General features: G+C 46.8%; 30 protein-coding genes and 1 pseudogene. 2 read left to right on the top strand and 29 right to left on the bottom strand.

From position 1 onward, the window contains the following. Both tnpA and T411_RS0108635 read left to right on the top strand, forming a co-directional pair. Positions 1–280: pseudogene (gene tnpA, locus T411_RS01000000119215) on the top strand (IS200/IS605-like element IS1004 family transposase); the annotation flags it as partial. Positions 281–429: 149 nt separating this feature from the next. Continuing rightward, a complete protein-coding gene (locus T411_RS0108635) occupies positions 430–906 on the top strand; it encodes a DUF2780 domain-containing protein (protein WP_000559323.1) in 477 nt (158 codons plus the stop codon). 143 nt (positions 907–1049) lie between these two features. Here T411_RS0108635 and rplQ read toward each other — a convergent pair whose 3' ends face one another. From rplQ to rlmB, 29 genes are all read right to left on the bottom strand, one after another. Next, positions 1050–1436: a 50S ribosomal protein L17 gene (gene rplQ, locus T411_RS0108630; protein WP_001216360.1), complete on the bottom strand. Its 387-nt coding sequence runs from the start codon at positions 1434–1436 to the stop codon at positions 1050–1052. A gap of 26 nt (positions 1437–1462) precedes the next feature. Further along, positions 1463–2455, bottom strand: coding sequence for a DNA-directed RNA polymerase subunit alpha (locus T411_RS0108625; RefSeq protein ID WP_001162087.1), 993 nt, complete (start codon positions 2453–2455; stop codon positions 1463–1465). 24 nt (positions 2456–2479) lie between these two features. Next, positions 2480–3100 carry a 30S ribosomal protein S4 gene (rpsD, locus tag T411_RS0108620; protein WP_000135216.1) on the bottom strand — a complete coding sequence of 207 codons (621 nt, stop codon included), beginning with the start codon at positions 3098–3100 and terminating at the stop codon, positions 2480–2482. Between the two features lie 27 nt (positions 3101–3127). After that, complete coding sequence (rpsK, locus tag T411_RS0108615; protein ID WP_001118870.1) at positions 3128–3517, bottom strand: 30S ribosomal protein S11; 390 nt, start codon at positions 3515–3517, stop codon at positions 3128–3130. Between the two features lie 19 nt (positions 3518–3536). Further along, positions 3537–3893, bottom strand: coding sequence for a 30S ribosomal protein S13 (gene rpsM / locus T411_RS0108610; RefSeq protein ID WP_000090771.1), 357 nt, complete (start codon positions 3891–3893; stop codon positions 3537–3539). 149 nt (positions 3894–4042) lie between these two features. Continuing rightward, positions 4043–4156, bottom strand: a complete 114-nt coding sequence (gene rpmJ, locus T411_RS0108605; protein ID WP_000868186.1) for a 50S ribosomal protein L36 — start codon at positions 4154–4156, stop codon at positions 4043–4045. A gap of 38 nt (positions 4157–4194) precedes the next feature. Beyond that, a complete protein-coding gene (secY, locus tag T411_RS0108600) occupies positions 4195–5529 on the bottom strand; it encodes a preprotein translocase subunit SecY (protein WP_000101599.1) in 1335 nt (444 codons plus the stop codon). 20 nt (positions 5530–5549) lie between these two features. After that, a complete protein-coding gene (rplO, locus tag T411_RS0108595; RefSeq protein WP_000926116.1) occupies positions 5550–5984 on the bottom strand; it encodes a 50S ribosomal protein L15 in 435 nt (144 codons plus the stop codon). 5 nt (positions 5985–5989) lie between these two features. Beyond that, complete coding sequence (rpmD, locus tag T411_RS0108590) at positions 5990–6166, bottom strand: 50S ribosomal protein L30 (protein ID WP_000201159.1); 177 nt, start codon at positions 6164–6166, stop codon at positions 5990–5992. 6 nt (positions 6167–6172) lie between these two features. After that, on the bottom strand, positions 6173–6676 hold the full coding sequence (rpsE, locus tag T411_RS0108585) for a 30S ribosomal protein S5 (RefSeq protein WP_001040926.1): 504 nt from the start codon (positions 6674–6676) through the stop codon (positions 6173–6175). A gap of 14 nt (positions 6677–6690) precedes the next feature. Continuing rightward, positions 6691–7044: a 50S ribosomal protein L18 gene (gene rplR, locus T411_RS0108580; protein ID WP_000358092.1), complete on the bottom strand. Its 354-nt coding sequence runs from the start codon at positions 7042–7044 to the stop codon at positions 6691–6693. A 9-nt stretch (positions 7045–7053) separates the two neighbouring features. Then, positions 7054–7587: a 50S ribosomal protein L6 gene (rplF, locus tag T411_RS0108575; RefSeq protein WP_000091926.1), complete on the bottom strand. Its 534-nt coding sequence runs from the start codon at positions 7585–7587 to the stop codon at positions 7054–7056. Positions 7588–7601: 14 nt separating this feature from the next. Next, positions 7602–7994, bottom strand: a complete 393-nt coding sequence (rpsH, locus tag T411_RS0108570) for a 30S ribosomal protein S8 (RefSeq protein WP_000062614.1) — start codon at positions 7992–7994, stop codon at positions 7602–7604. 29 nt (positions 7995–8023) lie between these two features. Beyond that, the gene (gene rpsN, locus T411_RS0108565; RefSeq protein WP_001118926.1) at positions 8024–8329 is read right to left on the bottom strand and encodes a 30S ribosomal protein S14; all 306 of its coding nucleotides are present in this window, start codon (positions 8327–8329) and stop codon (positions 8024–8026) included. Between the two features lie 17 nt (positions 8330–8346). After that, positions 8347–8886 (bottom strand): 50S ribosomal protein L5, encoded by a 540-nt coding sequence (gene rplE, locus T411_RS0108560; protein WP_001096208.1) that lies wholly within the window; start codon positions 8884–8886, stop codon positions 8347–8349. A gap of 24 nt (positions 8887–8910) precedes the next feature. Further along, the gene (rplX, locus tag T411_RS0108555; protein ID WP_000729178.1) at positions 8911–9228 is read right to left on the bottom strand and encodes a 50S ribosomal protein L24; all 318 of its coding nucleotides are present in this window, start codon (positions 9226–9228) and stop codon (positions 8911–8913) included. 12 nt (positions 9229–9240) lie between these two features. Continuing rightward, positions 9241–9612 (bottom strand): 50S ribosomal protein L14, encoded by a 372-nt coding sequence (gene rplN / locus T411_RS0108550; RefSeq protein ID WP_000615540.1) that lies wholly within the window; start codon positions 9610–9612, stop codon positions 9241–9243. Between the two features lie 162 nt (positions 9613–9774). After that, a complete protein-coding gene (gene rpsQ / locus T411_RS0108545) occupies positions 9775–10029 on the bottom strand; it encodes a 30S ribosomal protein S17 (protein WP_001280803.1) in 255 nt (84 codons plus the stop codon). Then, positions 10029–10220: a 50S ribosomal protein L29 gene (rpmC, locus tag T411_RS0108540; protein WP_000647192.1), complete on the bottom strand. Its 192-nt coding sequence runs from the start codon at positions 10218–10220 to the stop codon at positions 10029–10031. Before rpmC ends, rpsQ begins: the two co-directional genes overlap by 1 nt. After that, on the bottom strand, positions 10220–10630 hold the full coding sequence (gene rplP, locus T411_RS0108535; RefSeq protein WP_000941219.1) for a 50S ribosomal protein L16: 411 nt from the start codon (positions 10628–10630) through the stop codon (positions 10220–10222). The genes rpmC and rplP overlap by 1 nt, the downstream gene beginning before the upstream one ends. A gap of 11 nt (positions 10631–10641) precedes the next feature. Continuing rightward, positions 10642–11343 (bottom strand): 30S ribosomal protein S3, encoded by a 702-nt coding sequence (gene rpsC, locus T411_RS0108530; protein WP_000529940.1) that lies wholly within the window; start codon positions 11341–11343, stop codon positions 10642–10644. A 19-nt stretch (positions 11344–11362) separates the two neighbouring features. After that, complete coding sequence (gene rplV / locus T411_RS0108525) at positions 11363–11695, bottom strand: 50S ribosomal protein L22 (RefSeq protein WP_000387269.1); 333 nt, start codon at positions 11693–11695, stop codon at positions 11363–11365. A 10-nt stretch (positions 11696–11705) separates the two neighbouring features. Then, positions 11706–11984: a 30S ribosomal protein S19 gene (gene rpsS / locus T411_RS0108520; protein WP_001138114.1), complete on the bottom strand. Its 279-nt coding sequence runs from the start codon at positions 11982–11984 to the stop codon at positions 11706–11708. Between the two features lie 20 nt (positions 11985–12004). After that, the gene (rplB, locus tag T411_RS0108515) at positions 12005–12829 is read right to left on the bottom strand and encodes a 50S ribosomal protein L2 (protein WP_001018908.1); all 825 of its coding nucleotides are present in this window, start codon (positions 12827–12829) and stop codon (positions 12005–12007) included. Positions 12830–12845: 16 nt separating this feature from the next. Continuing rightward, the gene (gene rplW / locus T411_RS0108510) at positions 12846–13148 is read right to left on the bottom strand and encodes a 50S ribosomal protein L23 (protein WP_000617542.1); all 303 of its coding nucleotides are present in this window, start codon (positions 13146–13148) and stop codon (positions 12846–12848) included. Next, on the bottom strand, positions 13145–13747 hold the full coding sequence (gene rplD, locus T411_RS0108505; protein WP_000422344.1) for a 50S ribosomal protein L4: 603 nt from the start codon (positions 13745–13747) through the stop codon (positions 13145–13147). The genes rplW and rplD overlap by 4 nt, the downstream gene beginning before the upstream one ends. Positions 13748–13763: 16 nt before the next feature. Further along, entirely contained in the window at positions 13764–14393 is a 630-nt protein-coding gene (rplC, locus tag T411_RS0108500; RefSeq protein WP_000579663.1) for a 50S ribosomal protein L3, read from the bottom strand. A gap of 14 nt (positions 14394–14407) precedes the next feature. Further along, a complete protein-coding gene (gene rpsJ / locus T411_RS0108495) occupies positions 14408–14719 on the bottom strand; it encodes a 30S ribosomal protein S10 (protein WP_001181007.1) in 312 nt (103 codons plus the stop codon). A 470-nt stretch (positions 14720–15189) separates the two neighbouring features. After that, positions 15190–15933 carry a 23S rRNA (guanosine(2251)-2'-O)-methyltransferase RlmB gene (gene rlmB, locus T411_RS0108490; RefSeq protein WP_000064142.1) on the bottom strand — a complete coding sequence of 248 codons (744 nt, stop codon included), beginning with the start codon at positions 15931–15933 and terminating at the stop codon, positions 15190–15192.

Raw genomic sequence — 15933 nt, 5'->3', positions numbered from 1 at the left:
GGAACTCAATGTTCAGCCAGATCATGTCCACTTAGTTGCGATAATTCCGCCCAAAGTATCGATTTCGACGTTGATGGGAGTTTTAAAGGGTAGGAGTGCAATTAGGCTATTCAACAAGTTTCGACATATCAGGAAAAAGTTATGGGGAAATCATTTTTGGGCGCGAGGCTATTTTGTGGATACGGTAGGTGTAAATGAAGAAATCATTAGACGGTATGTACGGCATCAAGACAAAAAAGAGCTTGAGCAAGAGCAGCAGTTAGAGTTATTGAGAGACTAACAGCGCCGTGGCCCCCTTTTAGGGGGCTTATATTAAAACCGCCTTCTAAGAAGGCGGATTTTTATTAAACTATCTCACATCCAAGGTTTCGGTCTGAACCTTCGAACCGAATAAGAAAATACGTTACGCGCCATTTATGGAGAGTGATCATGCACTATCGTTTTACTGCCTTACTTATTTCGACGCTCGCCAGCACATCAGCTCTGGCTTTCCCTGACCTCAAATCTTTAGGTTCAAACGACCTCGCTGGATTAGTTGGTGAAACCCTCTCCCAATCCAAAGCAACCCAAGAGTTACTGACTCAATTTACCAGTCAATTTCCTCTTTCAGCGCAACAAGCGGGAGGTGGCGTAGCGACCTTGCTTGCACAGGCTCAAAACAACCTAAATGCCGATCAAAAAAGCGAGTTGCTCCAATTAATCCCAAACCTTAATGATTTGAATGGTCTCATCCCAAATCAAAACCTCAGCACAATTTTGCAACGCAAAGAAGTGAACCAAGCCTTTAATACATTAGGACTGGATGCCAGCATGGTTGAACAGTTCGTGCCTGTTTTGATGCAATACCTGACTCAGCAAGGTGCGAGTCAAGACCTATTGGCGTCATTAGGTAAGCTATGGCAGTAATGCCATGCCCACTATCGATATACAGTGTGAAATCGAGATACAGTGTGAAAAAGCACAACACCCACTTTTCACACCCAGATAAAGCAGAAAATAGAAATAAAAAAGCCGGGCTAGCCCGGCTCTTTTATTGCATGACGAACTGATTACTCAGCAGCAGCTTCAACAGCAGCTTCTGGGCGATCAACCAGCTCAATGTATGCCATTGGAGCTTTGTCACCTGCACGGAAACCACACTTCAGAATACGAGTGTAGCCGCCTTGACGTGCAGCGAAACGTGGACCTAGTTCGTTAAACAGTTTTGCTACCACTTCGTTATCACGAGTGCGAGCAAATGCTAGACGACGGTTAGCAACACTGTCAGTCTTAGCTAGTGTAATCAAAGGCTCAACGACGCGACGCAGCTCTTTCGCTTTTGGCAAAGTAGTCTTGATAACTTCATGACGTACTAGAGAGCTAGCCATGTTGCTGAACATCGCTTTGCGATGACTGCTGTTGCGGTTGAGTTGACGACCACTCTTACGATGGCGCATGACCTAATCCTTCTAACTAATATCGATTAATCTTCAGCGATTGACGCTGGTGGCCAGTTTTCTAGACGCATGCCCAGAGACAGACCACGTGATGCAAGCACGTCTTTAATCTCTGTAAGAGACTTCTTACCGAGGTTTGGCGTTTTAAGAAGCTCAACCTCAGTGCGCTGTACCAGATCACCGATGTAGTGAATCGCTTCTGCTTTCAGACAGTTAGCAGAGCGAACTGTTAGTTCAAGATCGTCTACAGGACGCAGTAGGATCGGATCGAATTCTGGCTTCTCTTCCTTCTCCTCAGGTACACGTACATCACGAAGATCTACGAACGCATCCAATTGCTCAGCAAGAATTGTTGCTGCGCGACGGATTGCTTCCTCAGGCTCAAGAGTACCGTTAGTTTCCATATCGATAACAAGCTTGTCCAAGTCAGTACGCTGTTCAACACGAGCTGCTTCAACAGAGTAGGCAATTTTGTCTACTGGGCTGAAAGTCGCGTCAACAAGCAAACGACCAATTGGACGCTCATCTTCTTCAGTATGGATACGGGCAGAAGCTGGAACATAACCACGACCACGTTCTACTTTGATACGCATAGCGATCGCAGCATTGTCAGAAGTTAAATGACAAATAACGTGTTCAGGGTTTACGATCTCTACATCACCGTCATGGGTGATGTCACCTGCAACCACAGGGCCCGAGCCTGATTTGTTCAGTGTAATGAACACTTCATCTTTGCCTTCGGCAACGCGAACAGCCAGACCTTTCAGGTTCAAGAGAATCTCAAGGATATCTTCCTGAACACCTTCTTTGGTGCTGTACTCGTGAAGAACGCCTTCAATCTCTACTTCAGTCACAGCACAACCTGGCATTGAAGATAGAAGAATACGGCGAAGTGCATTACCCAGAGTATGGCCGAAACCACGCTCTAACGGCTCAAGAGTTACTTTTGCGTGTGTCGTGCTGATTTGTTCGATATCAACAAGACGTGGCTTAAGAAATTCTGTTACAGAACCCTGCATTGTGTCCTCTCTTTAGTTTAAACCTTACTTAGAGTAAAGCTCGACGATCAATTGTTCGTTGATGTCAGCAGACAGATCGGAACGCTCAGGCATACGCTTGAAAGTACCTTCCATCGTGTTTACATCGACTTCAATCCAAGTTGGTTTTTCGCGTTGTTCAGCAACTTCTAGAGCCGCTTTGATGCGAGATTGCTTTTTCGCTTTCTCACGAACTGCAACAACGTCGTTTGCCGCAACATTGAAAGAAGGAACGTTTACTACTTTACCGTTTACTAGGATAGCTTTGTGGCTAACCAGCTGACGTGCTTCAGCGCGAGTTGCACCAAAACCCATACGGTAAACTACGTTATCCAGACGACCTTCCAGAAGCTGAAGCAGGTTTTCACCTGTGTTGCCTTTCAGGCGAGCAGCTTCTTTGTAGTAGTTACGGAATTGTTTTTCTAAAACGCCATAAATACGACGAACTTTTTGCTTCTCACGAAGCTGAACGCCATACTCAGACAGACGACCGCGACGAGCGCCGTGTACGCCTGGTGCGTTATCAATTTTACACTTGGTATCAATCGCACGAACGCCTGACTTAAGGAACAAGTCAGTACCTTCGCGGCGGCTAAGCTTCAGCTTAGGACCCAAATATCTTGCCATGATCTTTCTCCAATCTTCCTAGAAACGTTAAACGCGACGTTTCTTCGGTGGACGACAACCGTTATGAGGGATTGGTGTAGCATCAACGATGTTCGTGATACGGAAACCAGCTGCATTCAGAGCGCGAACAGTAGATTCACGACCTGGACCAGGACCCTTAACCATAACCTCTAGGTTCTTTAGGCCGTATTCTTTAGCCATTTCAGCACAACGCTCAGCAGCAACCTGTGCAGCGAACGGAGTAGACTTACGAGAACCGCGGAAACCAGAACCACCAGCAGTTGCCCAAGCAAGAGCATTACCTTGACGGTCCGTAATGGTTACGATTGTGTTGTTGAAAGATGCGTGGATATGCGCTACGCCATCAGCAACTTGCTTGCGTACACGCTTACGTGCGCGAGTTGGTTGTTTAGCCATTGTACTCTACCCTTCCCGATTATTTCTTGATCGGCTTACGCGGACCCTTACGGGTGCGAGCGTTGGTTTTAGTACGCTGTCCACGTAGTGGTAGACTGCGACGATGACGAAGACCACGGTAACAACCAAGATCCATTAGGCGCTTGATGTTCATGGAAACTTCACGACGTAGATCACCCTCTACAGTGTACTTAGCTACACCATCACGCAGTTGATCGATCTGCTCTTCAGTTAGTTCACTGATCTTAACACTCTCAGCAATACCCAGGTCAGCTAGAATAGCTTTTGAACGAGTTTTGCCGATACCGTAGATCGCAGTTAGAGCGATTACAGCGTGTTTATGATCAGGAATGTTAATGCCTGCTATACGGGCCACTATGCACTCCTAGTACTTTCATCAAAGAATTACCCGCAACAAAGCCCGTCGAGGATACGTTGCGGTATACTACTTCTTTTGCACGCAAAAGGTAGGCCGAGGAATATACTCGACACTACCTTAATTTTCAAGTAAAAAATTTCTGCTAATTAGCCTTGGCGCTGCTTGTGCTTTGGCTCACTGCAAATCACGCGAACGACACCGTTACGCTTGATAACTTTACAGTTACGGCAGATTTTTTTAACGGAAGCACGAACTTTCATTGCTAAACTCCGTAAATCTATCTGAACTGCCTGCCGTATTAACGGCCGTAGCCTTTCAGATTTGCTTTTTTCAACACAGACTCATATTGATGAGACATCAAATGGGTCTGTACCTGTGCCATAAAGTCCATGATCACGACAACTACAATCAGTAGTGATGTGCCGCCAAAGTAGAAACGTACGTTCCAAGCGACCATCATGAACTCAGGGATCAGACAGATAAAAGTAATATACAGTGCACCTGCAAGGGTTAAACGTGTCATTACTTTATCGATGTATTTCGCTGTCTGCTCACCTGGGCGGATACCGGGTACGAATGCACCAGACTTCTTCAAGTTATCTGCCGTTTCACGCGGGTTAAACACCAACGCGGTATAGAAGAAACAGAAGAAGATAATCGCCGCTGCATAAAGCATTACATACAGAGGCTGGCCTGGGCTCAAAGCTAAAGACACATCAGTTAGCCAACCGAATGTGCTGCTTTCGCCGTTCTGACCAAACCACTGCGCCAATGTTCCTGGGAACAGGATAATGCTTGACGCAAAAATCGCAGGAATTACACCAGCCATGTTGATTTTCAACGGCAAGTGAGTGCTTTGTGCTGCGAACACCTTACGACCTTGTTGACGCTTTGCGTAGTTCACAACGATACGACGTTGACCACGCTCCATGAAAACAACGAAGTAAATCACAGCAAAAGCTAACACTGCGATTAACAGCAGAAGAAGTACATGCAGTTCACCTTGACGCGCTTGCTCGATTGTTTGACCGATTGCTTTAGGCAATCCAGCAACAATACCTGCGAAAATCAGTATCGAAATACCGTTTCCAATTCCACGCTCTGTAATTTGTTCACCTAACCACATTAAGAACATGGTACCGGTTACTAAACTCACGGTCGCAATCAGGGTAAACATGGTTTGGTCGATAACGACCAGATTGTTGACCATGTTTGGTAAGCCTGTTGCAATACCAATCGCTTGGAATGTTGCAAGTACAAGCGTGCCGTAGCGCGTATATTGGCTTATCTTACGACGGCCTGCTTCACCCTCTTTCTTGAGTTCCGCTAACGCTGGATGAACTACTGTTAGCAACTGGACAACAATTGACGCCGAAATATACGGCATGATGCCCAGTGCTAAAATAGATGCACGCTCAAGAGCACCACCGGAGAACATGTTAAACATTTCTACGATGGTACCTTTTTGCTGTTCGAACAATTCGGCAAGTACAGCAGCGTCAATACCAGGAATCGGCACAAAAGAGCCGGCTCGGAATACTAAAAGTGCACCAATTACGAAGAATAAGCGCGACTTCAGTTCACTTAAGCCGCTCTGAGCACTACGAAAATCTTGTCCTGGTTTTCTAGCCATCTGTACCTCAATCCTCGAGATTATTCCTCGATTTTACCGCCTGCAGCTTCGATTGCAGCTTTAGCGCCTTTAGTCACGCGCAGACCTTTTACAGTCACTGCTTTGCTGATCTCGCCAGAAAGAACGATTTTTGCAAACTCGATGTTTTTAGTAACAAGGTTTGCCGCTTTCAGAGCGTTCAGATCAACTACGTCACCAGTTACTTTCGCCAGTTCAGACAGACGAACTTCAGCAGACACAAAGCTCTTACGAGAAGTGAAGCCGAATTTTGGTAGACGTTGTTTCAGAGGCATTTGACCGCCTTCAAAACCTGGACGTACTTTGCCGCCAGAACGTGACTTTTGACCTTTGTGACCACGGCCACCTGTTTTACCAAGGCCTGAACCGACACCACGACCTAAACGCTTAGGAGCATGTTTAGAACCCGCAGCCGGTGATAGAGTATTCAATAACATTATGATTACTCCTCAACTTTAACCATGTAGTAAACCTTGTTGATCATGCCACGAACACATGGCGTATCTTCAAGTTCTACTGTGTGGTTGATTTTACGAAGGCCTAAACCGCGCAGTGTAGCTTTATGCTTTGGCAGGCGACCAATTGAGCTTTTAGTTTGAGTTACTTTAATAGTTGCCATGTGTTCTTACTCCGAAATCGCTTCAACAGTTAGACCACGTTTAGCAGCAACCATTTCTGGTGACTTAACGTCTACTAGCGCATCAATCGTTGCACGAACGATGTTGATTGGGTTAGTAGAACCGTACGCTTTAGACAAAACGTTGTGTACACCAGCAACTTCAAGTACTGCACGCATCGCACCACCTGCGATTACACCAGTACCTTCTGCAGCAGGCTGCATGTAAACTTTAGAGCCCGAATGGCGACCTTTCACTGGGTGGTGAAGAGTACCTTCGTTCAGCGCGATCGTAACCATGCTACGACGTGCTTTTTCCATTGCTTTTTGGATCGCAGCAGGTACTTCACGGGCTTTGCCGTAACCGAAACCTACACGACCGTTACCGTCACCAACTACAGTCAGTGCAGTAAAGCTCATGATTCGACCACCTTTAACCGTTTTAGAAACACGGTTAACTGCGATTAATTTTTCTTGCAAATCATTCGCTTGAACTTGTTGTTCTTTAGCCATCTTCCAACCCTACCTTAGAATTTCAGACCAGCTTCGCGAGCAGAATCTGCTAGCGCTGCTACTCGACCGTGGTATTGGAAACCAGAACGATCAAACGCAACTACAGTTACGCCTTTTTCAAGTGCGCGCTCTGCAACAGCTTTACCCACTGCTTTCGCTGCATCGATGTTACCGGTGTATTTCACTTGCTCACGGATCGCTTTTTCTACAGTAGAAGCGGCGGCGATAACCTCAGAGCCATTAGCTGCAATCACTTGTGCGTACACATGACGAGGAGTACGGTGTACTACTAGGCGAGTTGCACCCAGTTCTGCAATCTTACGACGTGCACGTGTAGCACGACGGATGCGAGATGCTTTCTTATCCATAGTGTTACCTTACTTCTTCTTAGCTTCTTTACTACGCACATTTTCATCTGCGTAACGAATACCTTTGCCTTTGTAAGGCTCAGGCGCGCGGTAAGAACGAATGTCAGCCGCAACCTGACCAACAAGTTGTTTGTCACAACCAGTCAGTACGATTTCAGTTTGGCTTGGACATTCAGCTTTAATACCCTCTGGCAGTTCATGCTCAACAGGGTGAGAGAAACCCAGAGTCAGGCCTACAGCGTTGCCTTTCATAGCAGCACGGTAACCAACACCCTTTAGAACGAGTTTCTTAGTAAAGCCTTCAGTAACACCAACAACCATGTTCTTAACTAGAGCACGTGCAGTACCTGCTTGTGCCCATGCATTGGCTACGCCTTCACGTGGGCCAAAAGTCAATTGGTTGTCTTCTTGTGCGATCACTACGCCTTTGTGGAAAACGCGAGAAAGTTCGCCTTTAGCACCTTTAATAGTGATCTCTTGGCCGTTCAGTTTCACCTCTACGCCAGCTGGAATAGCGACAGGTGCTTTAGCAACACGAGACATGTTCTACTCCTTAATTATGCTACGTAGCAAATGATTTCACCGCCAAGACCTGCTTTACGAGCAGCGCGGTCTGACATCAGACCCTTGGAAGTGGAAACGACAGCAACGCCTAGACCACCCATTACAGATGGCAGCTCGTCTTTCTTCTTGTAAACACGAAGACCTGGACGAGAAACGCGTTTGATTTGCTCGATTACTGGTTTTGCTTGGAAATACTTAAGAGTGATTTCCAGCTCTGCTTTCACTTCGCCTTCAACAGCGAAATCAGCGATATAACCTTCTGCTTTCAGAAGTGCAGCAATTGCAACTTTCAGCTTTGAAGAAGGCATTTTTACAGCAACTTTGTTTGCTGCCTGACCGTTACGAATGCGGGTCAGCATATCCGAAATCGGATCTTGCATGCTCATAAACTTTACTCCAAATGATTAAGTGGCAATTACCAGCTAGCCTTACGAAGTCCTGGAATCTCGCCTTTCATGCAAGCTTCACGAACTTTAATACGGCTTAGACCGAACTTACGTAGGAAACCGTGTGGGCGACCAGTTTGGTTGCAACGGTTACGCTGACGAGAACGACTTGAATCACGTGGAAGAGATTGCAGTTTAAGAACCGCGTTCCAACGATCTTCTTCAGATGCGTTTACATCGCTGATGATAGCTTTCAGAGTTGCACGCTTTTCAGCGAACTGAGCTACCAGCTTCGCACGTTTTTCTTCACGTGCTTTCATTGATTGTTTAGCCATAACAGTAACCCTTCACCTTACTTACGGAATGGGAAGTTAAAGGCAGCCAGCAGAGCACGGCCTTCCTCATCGGTACCAGCGGTAGTCGTGATAGTGATATCAAGACCGCGTACACGATCGACTTTATCGTAGTCGATTTCCGGAAAGATGATTTGCTCGCGAACGCCCATGCTGTAGTTACCGCGACCGTCAAAAGACTTGCCGTTAACACCGCGGAAGTCACGTACACGTGGTAGAGCGATAGAAATCAAACGCTCCAAGAAATCCCACATGCGCTCGCCACGCAAGGTTACTTTACAACCAATTGGGTAGCCTTCACGAATTTTGAAACCAGCTACAGATTTGCGCGCTTTAGTGATCAGTGGCTTTTGGCCAGAGATGATCGCCATATCAGACGCTGCATTTTCAAGTAGTTTCTTATCGTTGATTGCTTCACCAACGCCCATATTGAGGGTGATTTTCTCAATTCTAGGGACTTGCATGACGCTTGTGTAACTGAACTGTTTGGTCAGCTCAGCGACTACAGACGACTTGTAGTAATCATGCAGTTTCGCCATAGTAGAACTCCAAATTACTTCTAATTAGTTAGAAACGATTTCGTTGTTAGATTTAAAGAAACGAACTTTCTTACCATCTTCGAAACGGAAACCGATGCGGTCTGCTTTACCAGTTTTTGCGTTGAAAATCGCAATGTTAGAAACGTCGATCGCTGCTTCTTGCTCAACGATGCCACCTTGGACACCCATCGCAGGAACAGGTTTCTGGTGTTTCTTAACTAGATTGATACCTTCAACGATAACTTTACCAGTTGCCAGAACCTTAGTTACTTTACCTTTCTTGCCTTTGTCTTTCCCAGCAAGAACGATTACTTCGTCATTTTGACGGATTTTAGCTGCCATTGTTGCCGCTCCTTACAGAACTTCTGGAGCCAGTGATACAATCTTCATGAATTTCGCATTACGAAGTTCACGAGTCACTGGACCAAAGATACGTGTACCGATAGGTTGCTCACTGTTGTTGTTCAACAGAACGCAAGCATTACGGTCGAAGCGAATGACAGAACCGTCTGGACGACGTACGCCTTTACGGGTGCGAACTACCACCGCCTTTAATACATCACCTTTCTTTACTTTACCGCGAGGAATTGCTTCCTTAACGGTAACTTTGATGATGTCGCCAACGTGGGCGTAACGACGGTGAGAGCCACCCAGAACCTTAATACACATTACGCTGCGAGCGCCTGAGTTATCAGCTGCATCCAGCATAGTTTGCATTTGGATCATGTTAGTGCTCCGCTAAATATTAAAAAAACTAGACCCATCTCGGGTCGGGCTGCCTCTTTAAAGGGACGCGAATTGTACCACCCTTTTTTTTGATTGGGTAGTCAAAAAACAAGCGGCCCCAAAAATAATTGGAGCCGCCTGAATTGCGAGAAAGAGAGGAGATTACATCTTCGCTTTTTCTACAATTTTCACCAGAGTCCAAGACTTAGTCTTAGACAGTGGACGACATTCACGAATTTCAACAGTGTCGCCAATGCCACACTCGTTGTTTTCGTCATGTGCGTGTACTTTAGTCGTGCGCTTAACGAATTTACCGTAGATAGGGTGCTTCACCATGCGCTCGATAGCAACAACGATAGACTTGTCCATCTTGTCGCTAACAACACGACCTAGTTGAGTACGAATTTTGTCGCTCATTATGCGCCTGCCTTCTCAGTCAAAACAGTTTTCACACGTGCGATATCACGGCGTACAGCTTTCAGAGTATGAGTCTGCTGCAGTTGACCAGTTGCAGCTTGCATGCGCAAGTTGAACTGCTCTTTCAGCAAATTCAGTAGCTCAGAGTTCAGCTCTTCAACGCTTTTTTCGCGTAGATCTTGTGCTTTCATCACATCACCTGCTTAGTTACGAATGTAGTCTTGAATGGCAGTTTGCGAGCCGCTAGGCGGAACGCTTCACGTGCCAATTCTTCAGGTACACCATCAACTTCGTACATAACCTTACCAGGTTGGATTTGGGCTACCCAGTACTCAACGTTACCTTTACCCTTACCTTGACGAACTTCTAGTGGTTTTTCAGTGATTGGCTTGTCTGGGAACACACGGATCCAGATTTTACCTTGACGCTTGATATGACGCGTCATAGCACGACGTGCCGCTTCGATTTGACGAGCAGTCAGACGACCACGGCCTACAGCTTTAAGACCAAAAGTACCGAAGCTTACTTCTGTACCTTTCGCTAGACCACGGTTACGACCAGTCTGAACCTTACGGAACTTAGTACGTTTAGGTTGTAGCATCTGTCGACTCCTTACTTACGGCCTTTACGCTGCTTCTTCGGCTTGTCAGCCTTTGGCTCTGCAGCTTCAGTTGCTGCTGGCATACCGCCTAGGATCTCACCTTTGAAGATCCAGACTTTAACGCCGATTACACCGTAGGTGGTGTGAGCCGAAGAAGTTGCGTAATCAATGTCAGCACGCAGAGTGTGTAGAGGTACGCGACCTTCACGATACCACTCTGAACGAGCGATTTCAGCGCCGCCTAAACGACCGCTTACTTCCACTTTGATACCTTTAGCGCCTAGGCGCATTGCGTTTTGTACTGCGCGCTTCATAGCACGACGGAACATTACGCGACGCTCTAGTTGAGACGCGATGCTATCAGCCACAAGCTGACCATCCAGCTCAGGCTTACGTACTTCAGCGATGTTGATTTGCGCTGGTACGCCAGCAATTTTTGCTACTGCTGCACGCAGTTTTTCAACGTCTTCGCCTTTCTTACCGATAACAACACCTGGACGAGCAGTGTGAATAGTCACACGGATGCTTTTCGCAGGACGTTCGATAACGATGCGTGACAGAGACGCGTTTGCCAATTCCTTAGACAGGTATTGACGTACCTTGAAGTCGCCGTCTAGGTTGTCAGCGAAATCTTTGGTGTTAGCAAACCATGTAGCATTCCAAGGCTTAACGATGCCTAGACGAATACCATTTGGATGTACTTTCTGACCCATTGCTTACTCTCCTAGTCTCTTAGCGATCTGCGACAACCACAGTAATGTGGCTTGAACGCTTCAAGATACGATCCGCACGGCCTTTAGCACGAGGCATAATACGCTTCATGACTGGGCCCTCATCTACGAAGATTTTAGCGACACGTAGATCGTCGATGTCCGCACCTTCGTTGTGCTCTGCGTTCGCGATTGCAGATTCCAGAACTTTCTTAACCAGTTCAGCCGCTTTTTTGTTGCTGAAAGTCAGAAGTTCTAGCGCTTGATCCACAGATTTACCGCGGATTTGGTCTGCAACTAAGCGAGCTTTCTGAGGAGAAATACGAGCAAAGTTATGTTTAGCGATAGCTTCCATTATTTACCCCTTATTTCTTCTTAGCTTTCTTATCCGCAGCGTGACCGCGGTAAGTACGAGTAGGTGCAAATTCGCCCAATTTGTGACCGATCATCTCGTCAGTTACGAAAACTGGAACGTGTTGACGACCATTATGGACAGCGATGGTCAAACCGATCATTGTTGGAATGATCATTGAACGACGGGACCAAGTCTTAATAGGCTTTTTGTCTCCGCTTTCCACCGCTTTCTCTACCTTCTTCAGCAAGTGTAGGTCAATAAATGGACCTTTCTTGAGAGAACGTGGCATGGCTTATCCTCTTAAATAGATTACTTATTACGACGACGTACGATGTACTTGTCAGTGCGTTTGTTACTACGTGTCTTGTAGCCTTTGGTTGGAACGCCCCAAGGAGATACTGGGTGACGACCACCAGAAGTACGGCCTTCACCACCACCGTGTGGGTGGTCAACCGGGTTCATTACCACACCGCGAACGGTTGGACGAACACCGCGCCAGCGTGCTGCACCAGCTTTACCTAGTTCACGCAGCATGTGCTCAGCGTTGCCTACTTCACCGATAGTTGCACGGCCTTCAGACAGTACTTTACGCATTTCGCCAGAACGTAGACGTAGGGTCACGTATGCACCATCACGAGCAACAAGTTGCGCGTAAGCACCAGCAGAACGAGCCAGCTGAGCGCCTTTTCCTGGAGTCAATTCAACGTTGTGGATTGTTGAACCAACTGGGATGTTGCGCATTGGCATTGCGTTACCCGCTTTGATCGGCGCATCTGGGCCAGATTGGATAACGTCACCCGCTTGCAGACCTTTCGGTGCAATGATGTAACGACGCTCACCGTCTGCGTACAGAACTAGAGCGATGTTTGCGCTACGGTTTGGATCGTATTCTAGACGCTCAACTTTCGCTGGGATACCGTCTTTAGTACGTTTGAAGTCAACCAAACGGTAGTGTTGCTTGTGGCCACCACCGATGTGACGTACTGTGATACGACCGTTGTTGTTACGACCACCGTTCTTAGAGTTTTTCTCTAGAAGAGGTGCGTATGGCTTACCCTTGTGCAGGTCAGCGTTAACAACTTTAACAACGTGACGACGACCAGCCGAAGTCGGCTTACATTTAACAATAGCCATTTTTCAACTACTCCTGTTATTCCGCGCCGCCAACGAAGTCAAGATCTTGACCTTCATTCAAAGTCACGTACGCTTTTTTCACGTCTGAACGACGGCCTTGGCGCAGACCTTGACGCTTGGTCTTACCCTTGATGATCAGGGTATTTACAGACTTAACTTCAACTTCAAATAGCTTTTCTACAGCTGCTTTGATCTCTTTCTTAGTGGCATCTTTTGCTACTTTGAAAACGATAGTGTTCGATTTCTCAGCAGACATAGTTGCTTTTTCAGAGATGTGCGGAGCACGTAGAACTTTTAGTAGACGCTCTTCACGGATCATGCCAGCATCTCCTCAACTTGCTTAACTGCAGCAGCAGTCATTAGAACCTTGTCAAATGCGATCAGGCTTACTGGGTCGATACCAGTTACGTCACGCACGTCAACTTTGTACAGGTTACGCGCAGCTAAGAACAGATTTTCGTCTACTTCGCCAGTAACGATGAGAACATCGTTCAGCTCAAGTTCTTTTAGCTTAGCTACCAGAGCTTTGGTCTTTGGAGCTTCAACTGAGAAGTTTTCAACAACGATCAAACGCTCTTGACGAACTAGCTCAGACAGAATGCTCTTCATAGCACCACGGTACATTTTCTTGTTTACTTTTTGGCTGTGATCTTGTGGTTTCGCAGCAAAAGTAACACCACCTGTACGCCAGATTGGGCTACGGATTGTACCAGCACGTGCACGGCCAGTACCTTTTTGACGCCATGGCTTAGCGCCACCGCCAGAAACTTCTGAACGTGTCTTTTGAGCACGAGTACCTTGACGAGCACCTGCTGCATAAGCAACAACTACTTGGTGTACAAGAGCTTCGTTGAACTCACGTCCGAAAGTAGTTTCGGAAACAGTTAGTGCGTTAGCACCTTTAACCATCAATTCCATTACTTACTCCTAGACGTTACGCTTTAACAGCTGGTTTGACGATCACGTTACCGCCAGTTGCGCCTGGGACTGCACCTTTAATCAGAAGCAGATTGCGCTCAGCGTCAACACGTACGATCTCTAGGTTTTGAGTCGTTACACGCTCAGCACCCATGTGACCTGCCATTTTTTTGCCTTTGAACACGCGACCTGGAGTTTGACATTGGCCAATTGAACCAGGAGCACGGTGAGACAATGAGTTACCGTGAGTCATATCTTGAGTGCGGAAGTTCCAGCGCTTAACAGCACCTTGGAAACCTTTACCCTTAGATGTACCAGTAACGTCTACTTTTTTTACTTCGTTGAACAGTTCAACAGTCAGTTCAGAACCTACTGCAAACTCTTCACCGTTTTCCAAACGGAATTCCCAAAGACCGCGACCAGCTTCTACACCCGCTTTCGCGAAGTGACCAGCTTCTGGCTTAGTAACACGGTTAGCTTTCTTAGAACCAGTAGTGACTTGGATTGCAGCGTAGCCATCAGTTTCAAGAGTTTTCACTTGAGAAACGCGGTTTGCTTCAACTTCAACAACAGTTACTGGGATAGAAACGCCGTCTTCAGTAAATACGCGGGTCATGCCCACTTTACGACCGATTAGACCAATCATTCTTCTAATCTCCCTTAACCTAGGCTAATTTGTACGTCAACGCCCGCAGCAAGGTCTAGACGCATCAGAGCATCAACAGTTTTGTCTGTTGGTTCAACGATGTCGATTAGACGTTTGTGAGTACGGATTTCGTACTGATCACGAGCATCTTTGTTAACGTGTGGAGAGATAAGAACAGTGAAACGCTCTTTACGAGTTGGCAGTGGGATTGGACCACGAACCTGTGCGCCAGTGCGCTTAGCTGTTTCAACGATTTCCGCTGTAGAAGCATCGATCAGTTTGTAATCGAAAGCTTTCAGGCGGATACGGATACGTTGGTTCTGCATGAGACAGAGCTCCAATATTAAAAAATTACACAAACAATATCGCCACTCAAACTCGATAAGACGAGAGAATGCCGATTGATTTATGTGAAACCGTAGCATCCAAGATTAGGACGCATTGTCAGCTAATAGGTGATTAACCTGAACTATCGCAAGATAGTAGAAAGCTAAATTTTTATTAACTGCGAACATAAGCTGAGTATACATTACCTGACCTATCAATAAGATGGGACAGCTCCTCACTGCTCATTGGTTCACAACTGGCTAAACCAGTGCCGGGCATTATACCGATCACAGTTTCAGTTGCAAGGTATGTTTGAAAAATAAACGGAATTAAATCTCTGTTAACGATAACGTCACTGGAGTGTTTATGCATGCGCCAAACAATCACGACCGCTAAATGCCGTGGTTTAGGGATGATAAGAAAAACGGGCACTCTCAAGTGCCCGTTTACGATGATGGAATGATTGAACTTACCGATTCGCCATACGCTGGCGTACTGCTTCAAATAAACAGACACCACAAGCTACAGACACGTTTAGACTTGATACGCTGCCTGCCATCGGGATTTTAATCAAATCATCACAGGTTTCACGCGTTAAACGACGCATGCCATCCCCTTCTGCGCCCATTACAATCGCCAGCGGCCCGGTCAGTTTGCTTTGATAGATATCATGAGTCGCTTCGCCTGCAGTCCCTACAAACCAGACACCTTTTTCTTGCAGTGCGCGCATGGTACGCGCCAAGTTAGTAACGCGCACGAGCGGTACCGTTTCCGCCGCGCCACACGCCACTTTACTGACGGTCGCGGTCAGTGGTGCTGATTTGTCTTTCGGAACAATGACTGCCGCCACACCTGCCGCATCGGCATTACGCAGGCAAGCCCCGAGGTTGTGCGGATCAGTTACCCCATCCAGTACTAACAACAGGGGTTGCTCATGCTGAGCGAGGATATCGTCAAGGTCATTTTCATTGAGTTGACGAGCAGGTTTAACACGGGCAATCAATCCTTGATGATTGGCGCCTTCCGCTTTGTCATCCAGCGCTTTGCGGCTCATCTCTTGAATTGAGACGCCAAGACGCATCAATTCGTTGAGTACCGGCAGCAGGCGATCGTCCTGACGACCTTTAAGCACATACGCTTCGACAAAACGCGCGGGATCGCGTTGTAGTACCGCGTTCACGGCGTGGATGCCATAAATCAATTCATTACTCAT

The organism is Vibrio cholerae ATCC 14035, from assembly GCF_000621645.1.
Lineage (GTDB): Bacteria > Pseudomonadota > Gammaproteobacteria > Enterobacterales > Vibrionaceae > Vibrio > Vibrio cholerae.
This window is presented reverse-complemented; position numbering and strand designations above follow the sequence as displayed.

What these genes read in the sequence shown, in the direction of transcription:
- rpsC (WP_000529940.1), bottom strand. Translation starts at nt 11,343, where the DNA reads ATGGGTCAGAAAGTACATCCAAATGGTATTCGTCTAGGCATCGTTAAG.
- rpmJ (WP_000868186.1), bottom strand. Translation starts at nt 4,156, where the DNA reads ATGAAAGTTCGTGCTTCCGTTAAAAAAATCTGCCGTAACTGTAAAGTT.
- rpsK (WP_001118870.1), bottom strand. Translation starts at nt 3,517, where the DNA reads ATGGCTAAACAACCAACTCGCGCACGTAAGCGTGTACGCAAGCAAGTT.
- rpmD (WP_000201159.1), bottom strand. Translation starts at nt 6,166, where the DNA reads ATGGCAACTATTAAAGTAACTCAAACTAAAAGCTCAATTGGTCGCCTG.
- rplF (WP_000091926.1), bottom strand. Translation starts at nt 7,587, where the DNA reads ATGTCTCGTGTTGCTAAAGCACCTGTCGCTATTCCAGCTGGCGTAGAG.
- rplE (WP_001096208.1), bottom strand. Translation starts at nt 8,886, where the DNA reads ATGGCGAAACTGCATGATTACTACAAGTCGTCTGTAGTCGCTGAGCTG.
- rplO (WP_000926116.1), bottom strand. Translation starts at nt 5,984, where the DNA reads ATGTTATTGAATACTCTATCACCGGCTGCGGGTTCTAAACATGCTCCT.
- rpsQ (WP_001280803.1), bottom strand. Translation starts at nt 10,029, where the DNA reads ATGAGCGACAAAATTCGTACTCAACTAGGTCGTGTTGTTAGCGACAAG.
- rplC (WP_000579663.1), bottom strand. Translation starts at nt 14,393, where the DNA reads ATGATTGGTCTAATCGGTCGTAAAGTGGGCATGACCCGCGTATTTACT.
- rpsH (WP_000062614.1), bottom strand. Translation starts at nt 7,994, where the DNA reads ATGAGCATGCAAGATCCGATTTCGGATATGCTGACCCGCATTCGTAAC.
- rpsD (WP_000135216.1), bottom strand. Translation starts at nt 3,100, where the DNA reads ATGGCAAGATATTTGGGTCCTAAGCTGAAGCTTAGCCGCCGCGAAGGT.
- rpsS (WP_001138114.1), bottom strand. Translation starts at nt 11,984, where the DNA reads ATGCCACGTTCTCTCAAGAAAGGTCCATTTATTGACCTACACTTGCTG.
- rplV (WP_000387269.1), bottom strand. Translation starts at nt 11,695, where the DNA reads ATGGAAGCTATCGCTAAACATAACTTTGCTCGTATTTCTCCTCAGAAA.
- rplX (WP_000729178.1), bottom strand. Translation starts at nt 9,228, where the DNA reads ATGGCAGCTAAAATCCGTCAAAATGACGAAGTAATCGTTCTTGCTGGG.
- rpsN (WP_001118926.1), bottom strand. Translation starts at nt 8,329, where the DNA reads ATGGCTAAACAATCAATGAAAGCACGTGAAGAAAAACGTGCGAAGCTG.
- rplN (WP_000615540.1), bottom strand. Translation starts at nt 9,612, where the DNA reads ATGATCCAAATGCAAACTATGCTGGATGCAGCTGATAACTCAGGCGCT.
- rplQ (WP_001216360.1), bottom strand. Translation starts at nt 1,436, where the DNA reads ATGCGCCATCGTAAGAGTGGTCGTCAACTCAACCGCAACAGCAGTCAT.
- rpmC (WP_000647192.1), bottom strand. Translation starts at nt 10,220, where the DNA reads ATGAAAGCACAAGATCTACGCGAAAAAAGCGTTGAAGAGCTGAACTCT.
- rpsE (WP_001040926.1), bottom strand. Translation starts at nt 6,676, where the DNA reads ATGGCTAAAGAACAACAAGTTCAAGCGAATGATTTGCAAGAAAAATTA.
- rplW (WP_000617542.1), bottom strand. Translation starts at nt 13,148, where the DNA reads ATGATCCGTGAAGAGCGTCTACTAAAAGTTCTACGTGCTCCGCACATC.
- secY (WP_000101599.1), bottom strand. Translation starts at nt 5,529, where the DNA reads ATGGCTAGAAAACCAGGACAAGATTTTCGTAGTGCTCAGAGCGGCTTA.
- rpsJ (WP_001181007.1), bottom strand. Translation starts at nt 14,719, where the DNA reads ATGCAGAACCAACGTATCCGTATCCGCCTGAAAGCTTTCGATTACAAA.
- rplD (WP_000422344.1), bottom strand. Translation starts at nt 13,747, where the DNA reads ATGGAATTGATGGTTAAAGGTGCTAACGCACTAACTGTTTCCGAAACT.
- T411_RS0108635 (WP_000559323.1), top strand. Translation starts at nt 430, where the DNA reads ATGCACTATCGTTTTACTGCCTTACTTATTTCGACGCTCGCCAGCACA.
- rplR (WP_000358092.1), bottom strand. Translation starts at nt 7,044, where the DNA reads ATGGATAAGAAAGCATCTCGCATCCGTCGTGCTACACGTGCACGTCGT.
- rplP (WP_000941219.1), bottom strand. Translation starts at nt 10,630, where the DNA reads ATGCTACAACCTAAACGTACTAAGTTCCGTAAGGTTCAGACTGGTCGT.
- T411_RS0108625 (WP_001162087.1), bottom strand. Translation starts at nt 2,455, where the DNA reads ATGCAGGGTTCTGTAACAGAATTTCTTAAGCCACGTCTTGTTGATATC.
- rlmB (WP_000064142.1), bottom strand. Translation starts at nt 15,933, where the DNA reads ATGAGTAATGAATTGATTTATGGCATCCACGCCGTGAACGCGGTACTA.
- rplB (WP_001018908.1), bottom strand. Translation starts at nt 12,829, where the DNA reads ATGGCTATTGTTAAATGTAAGCCGACTTCGGCTGGTCGTCGTCACGTT.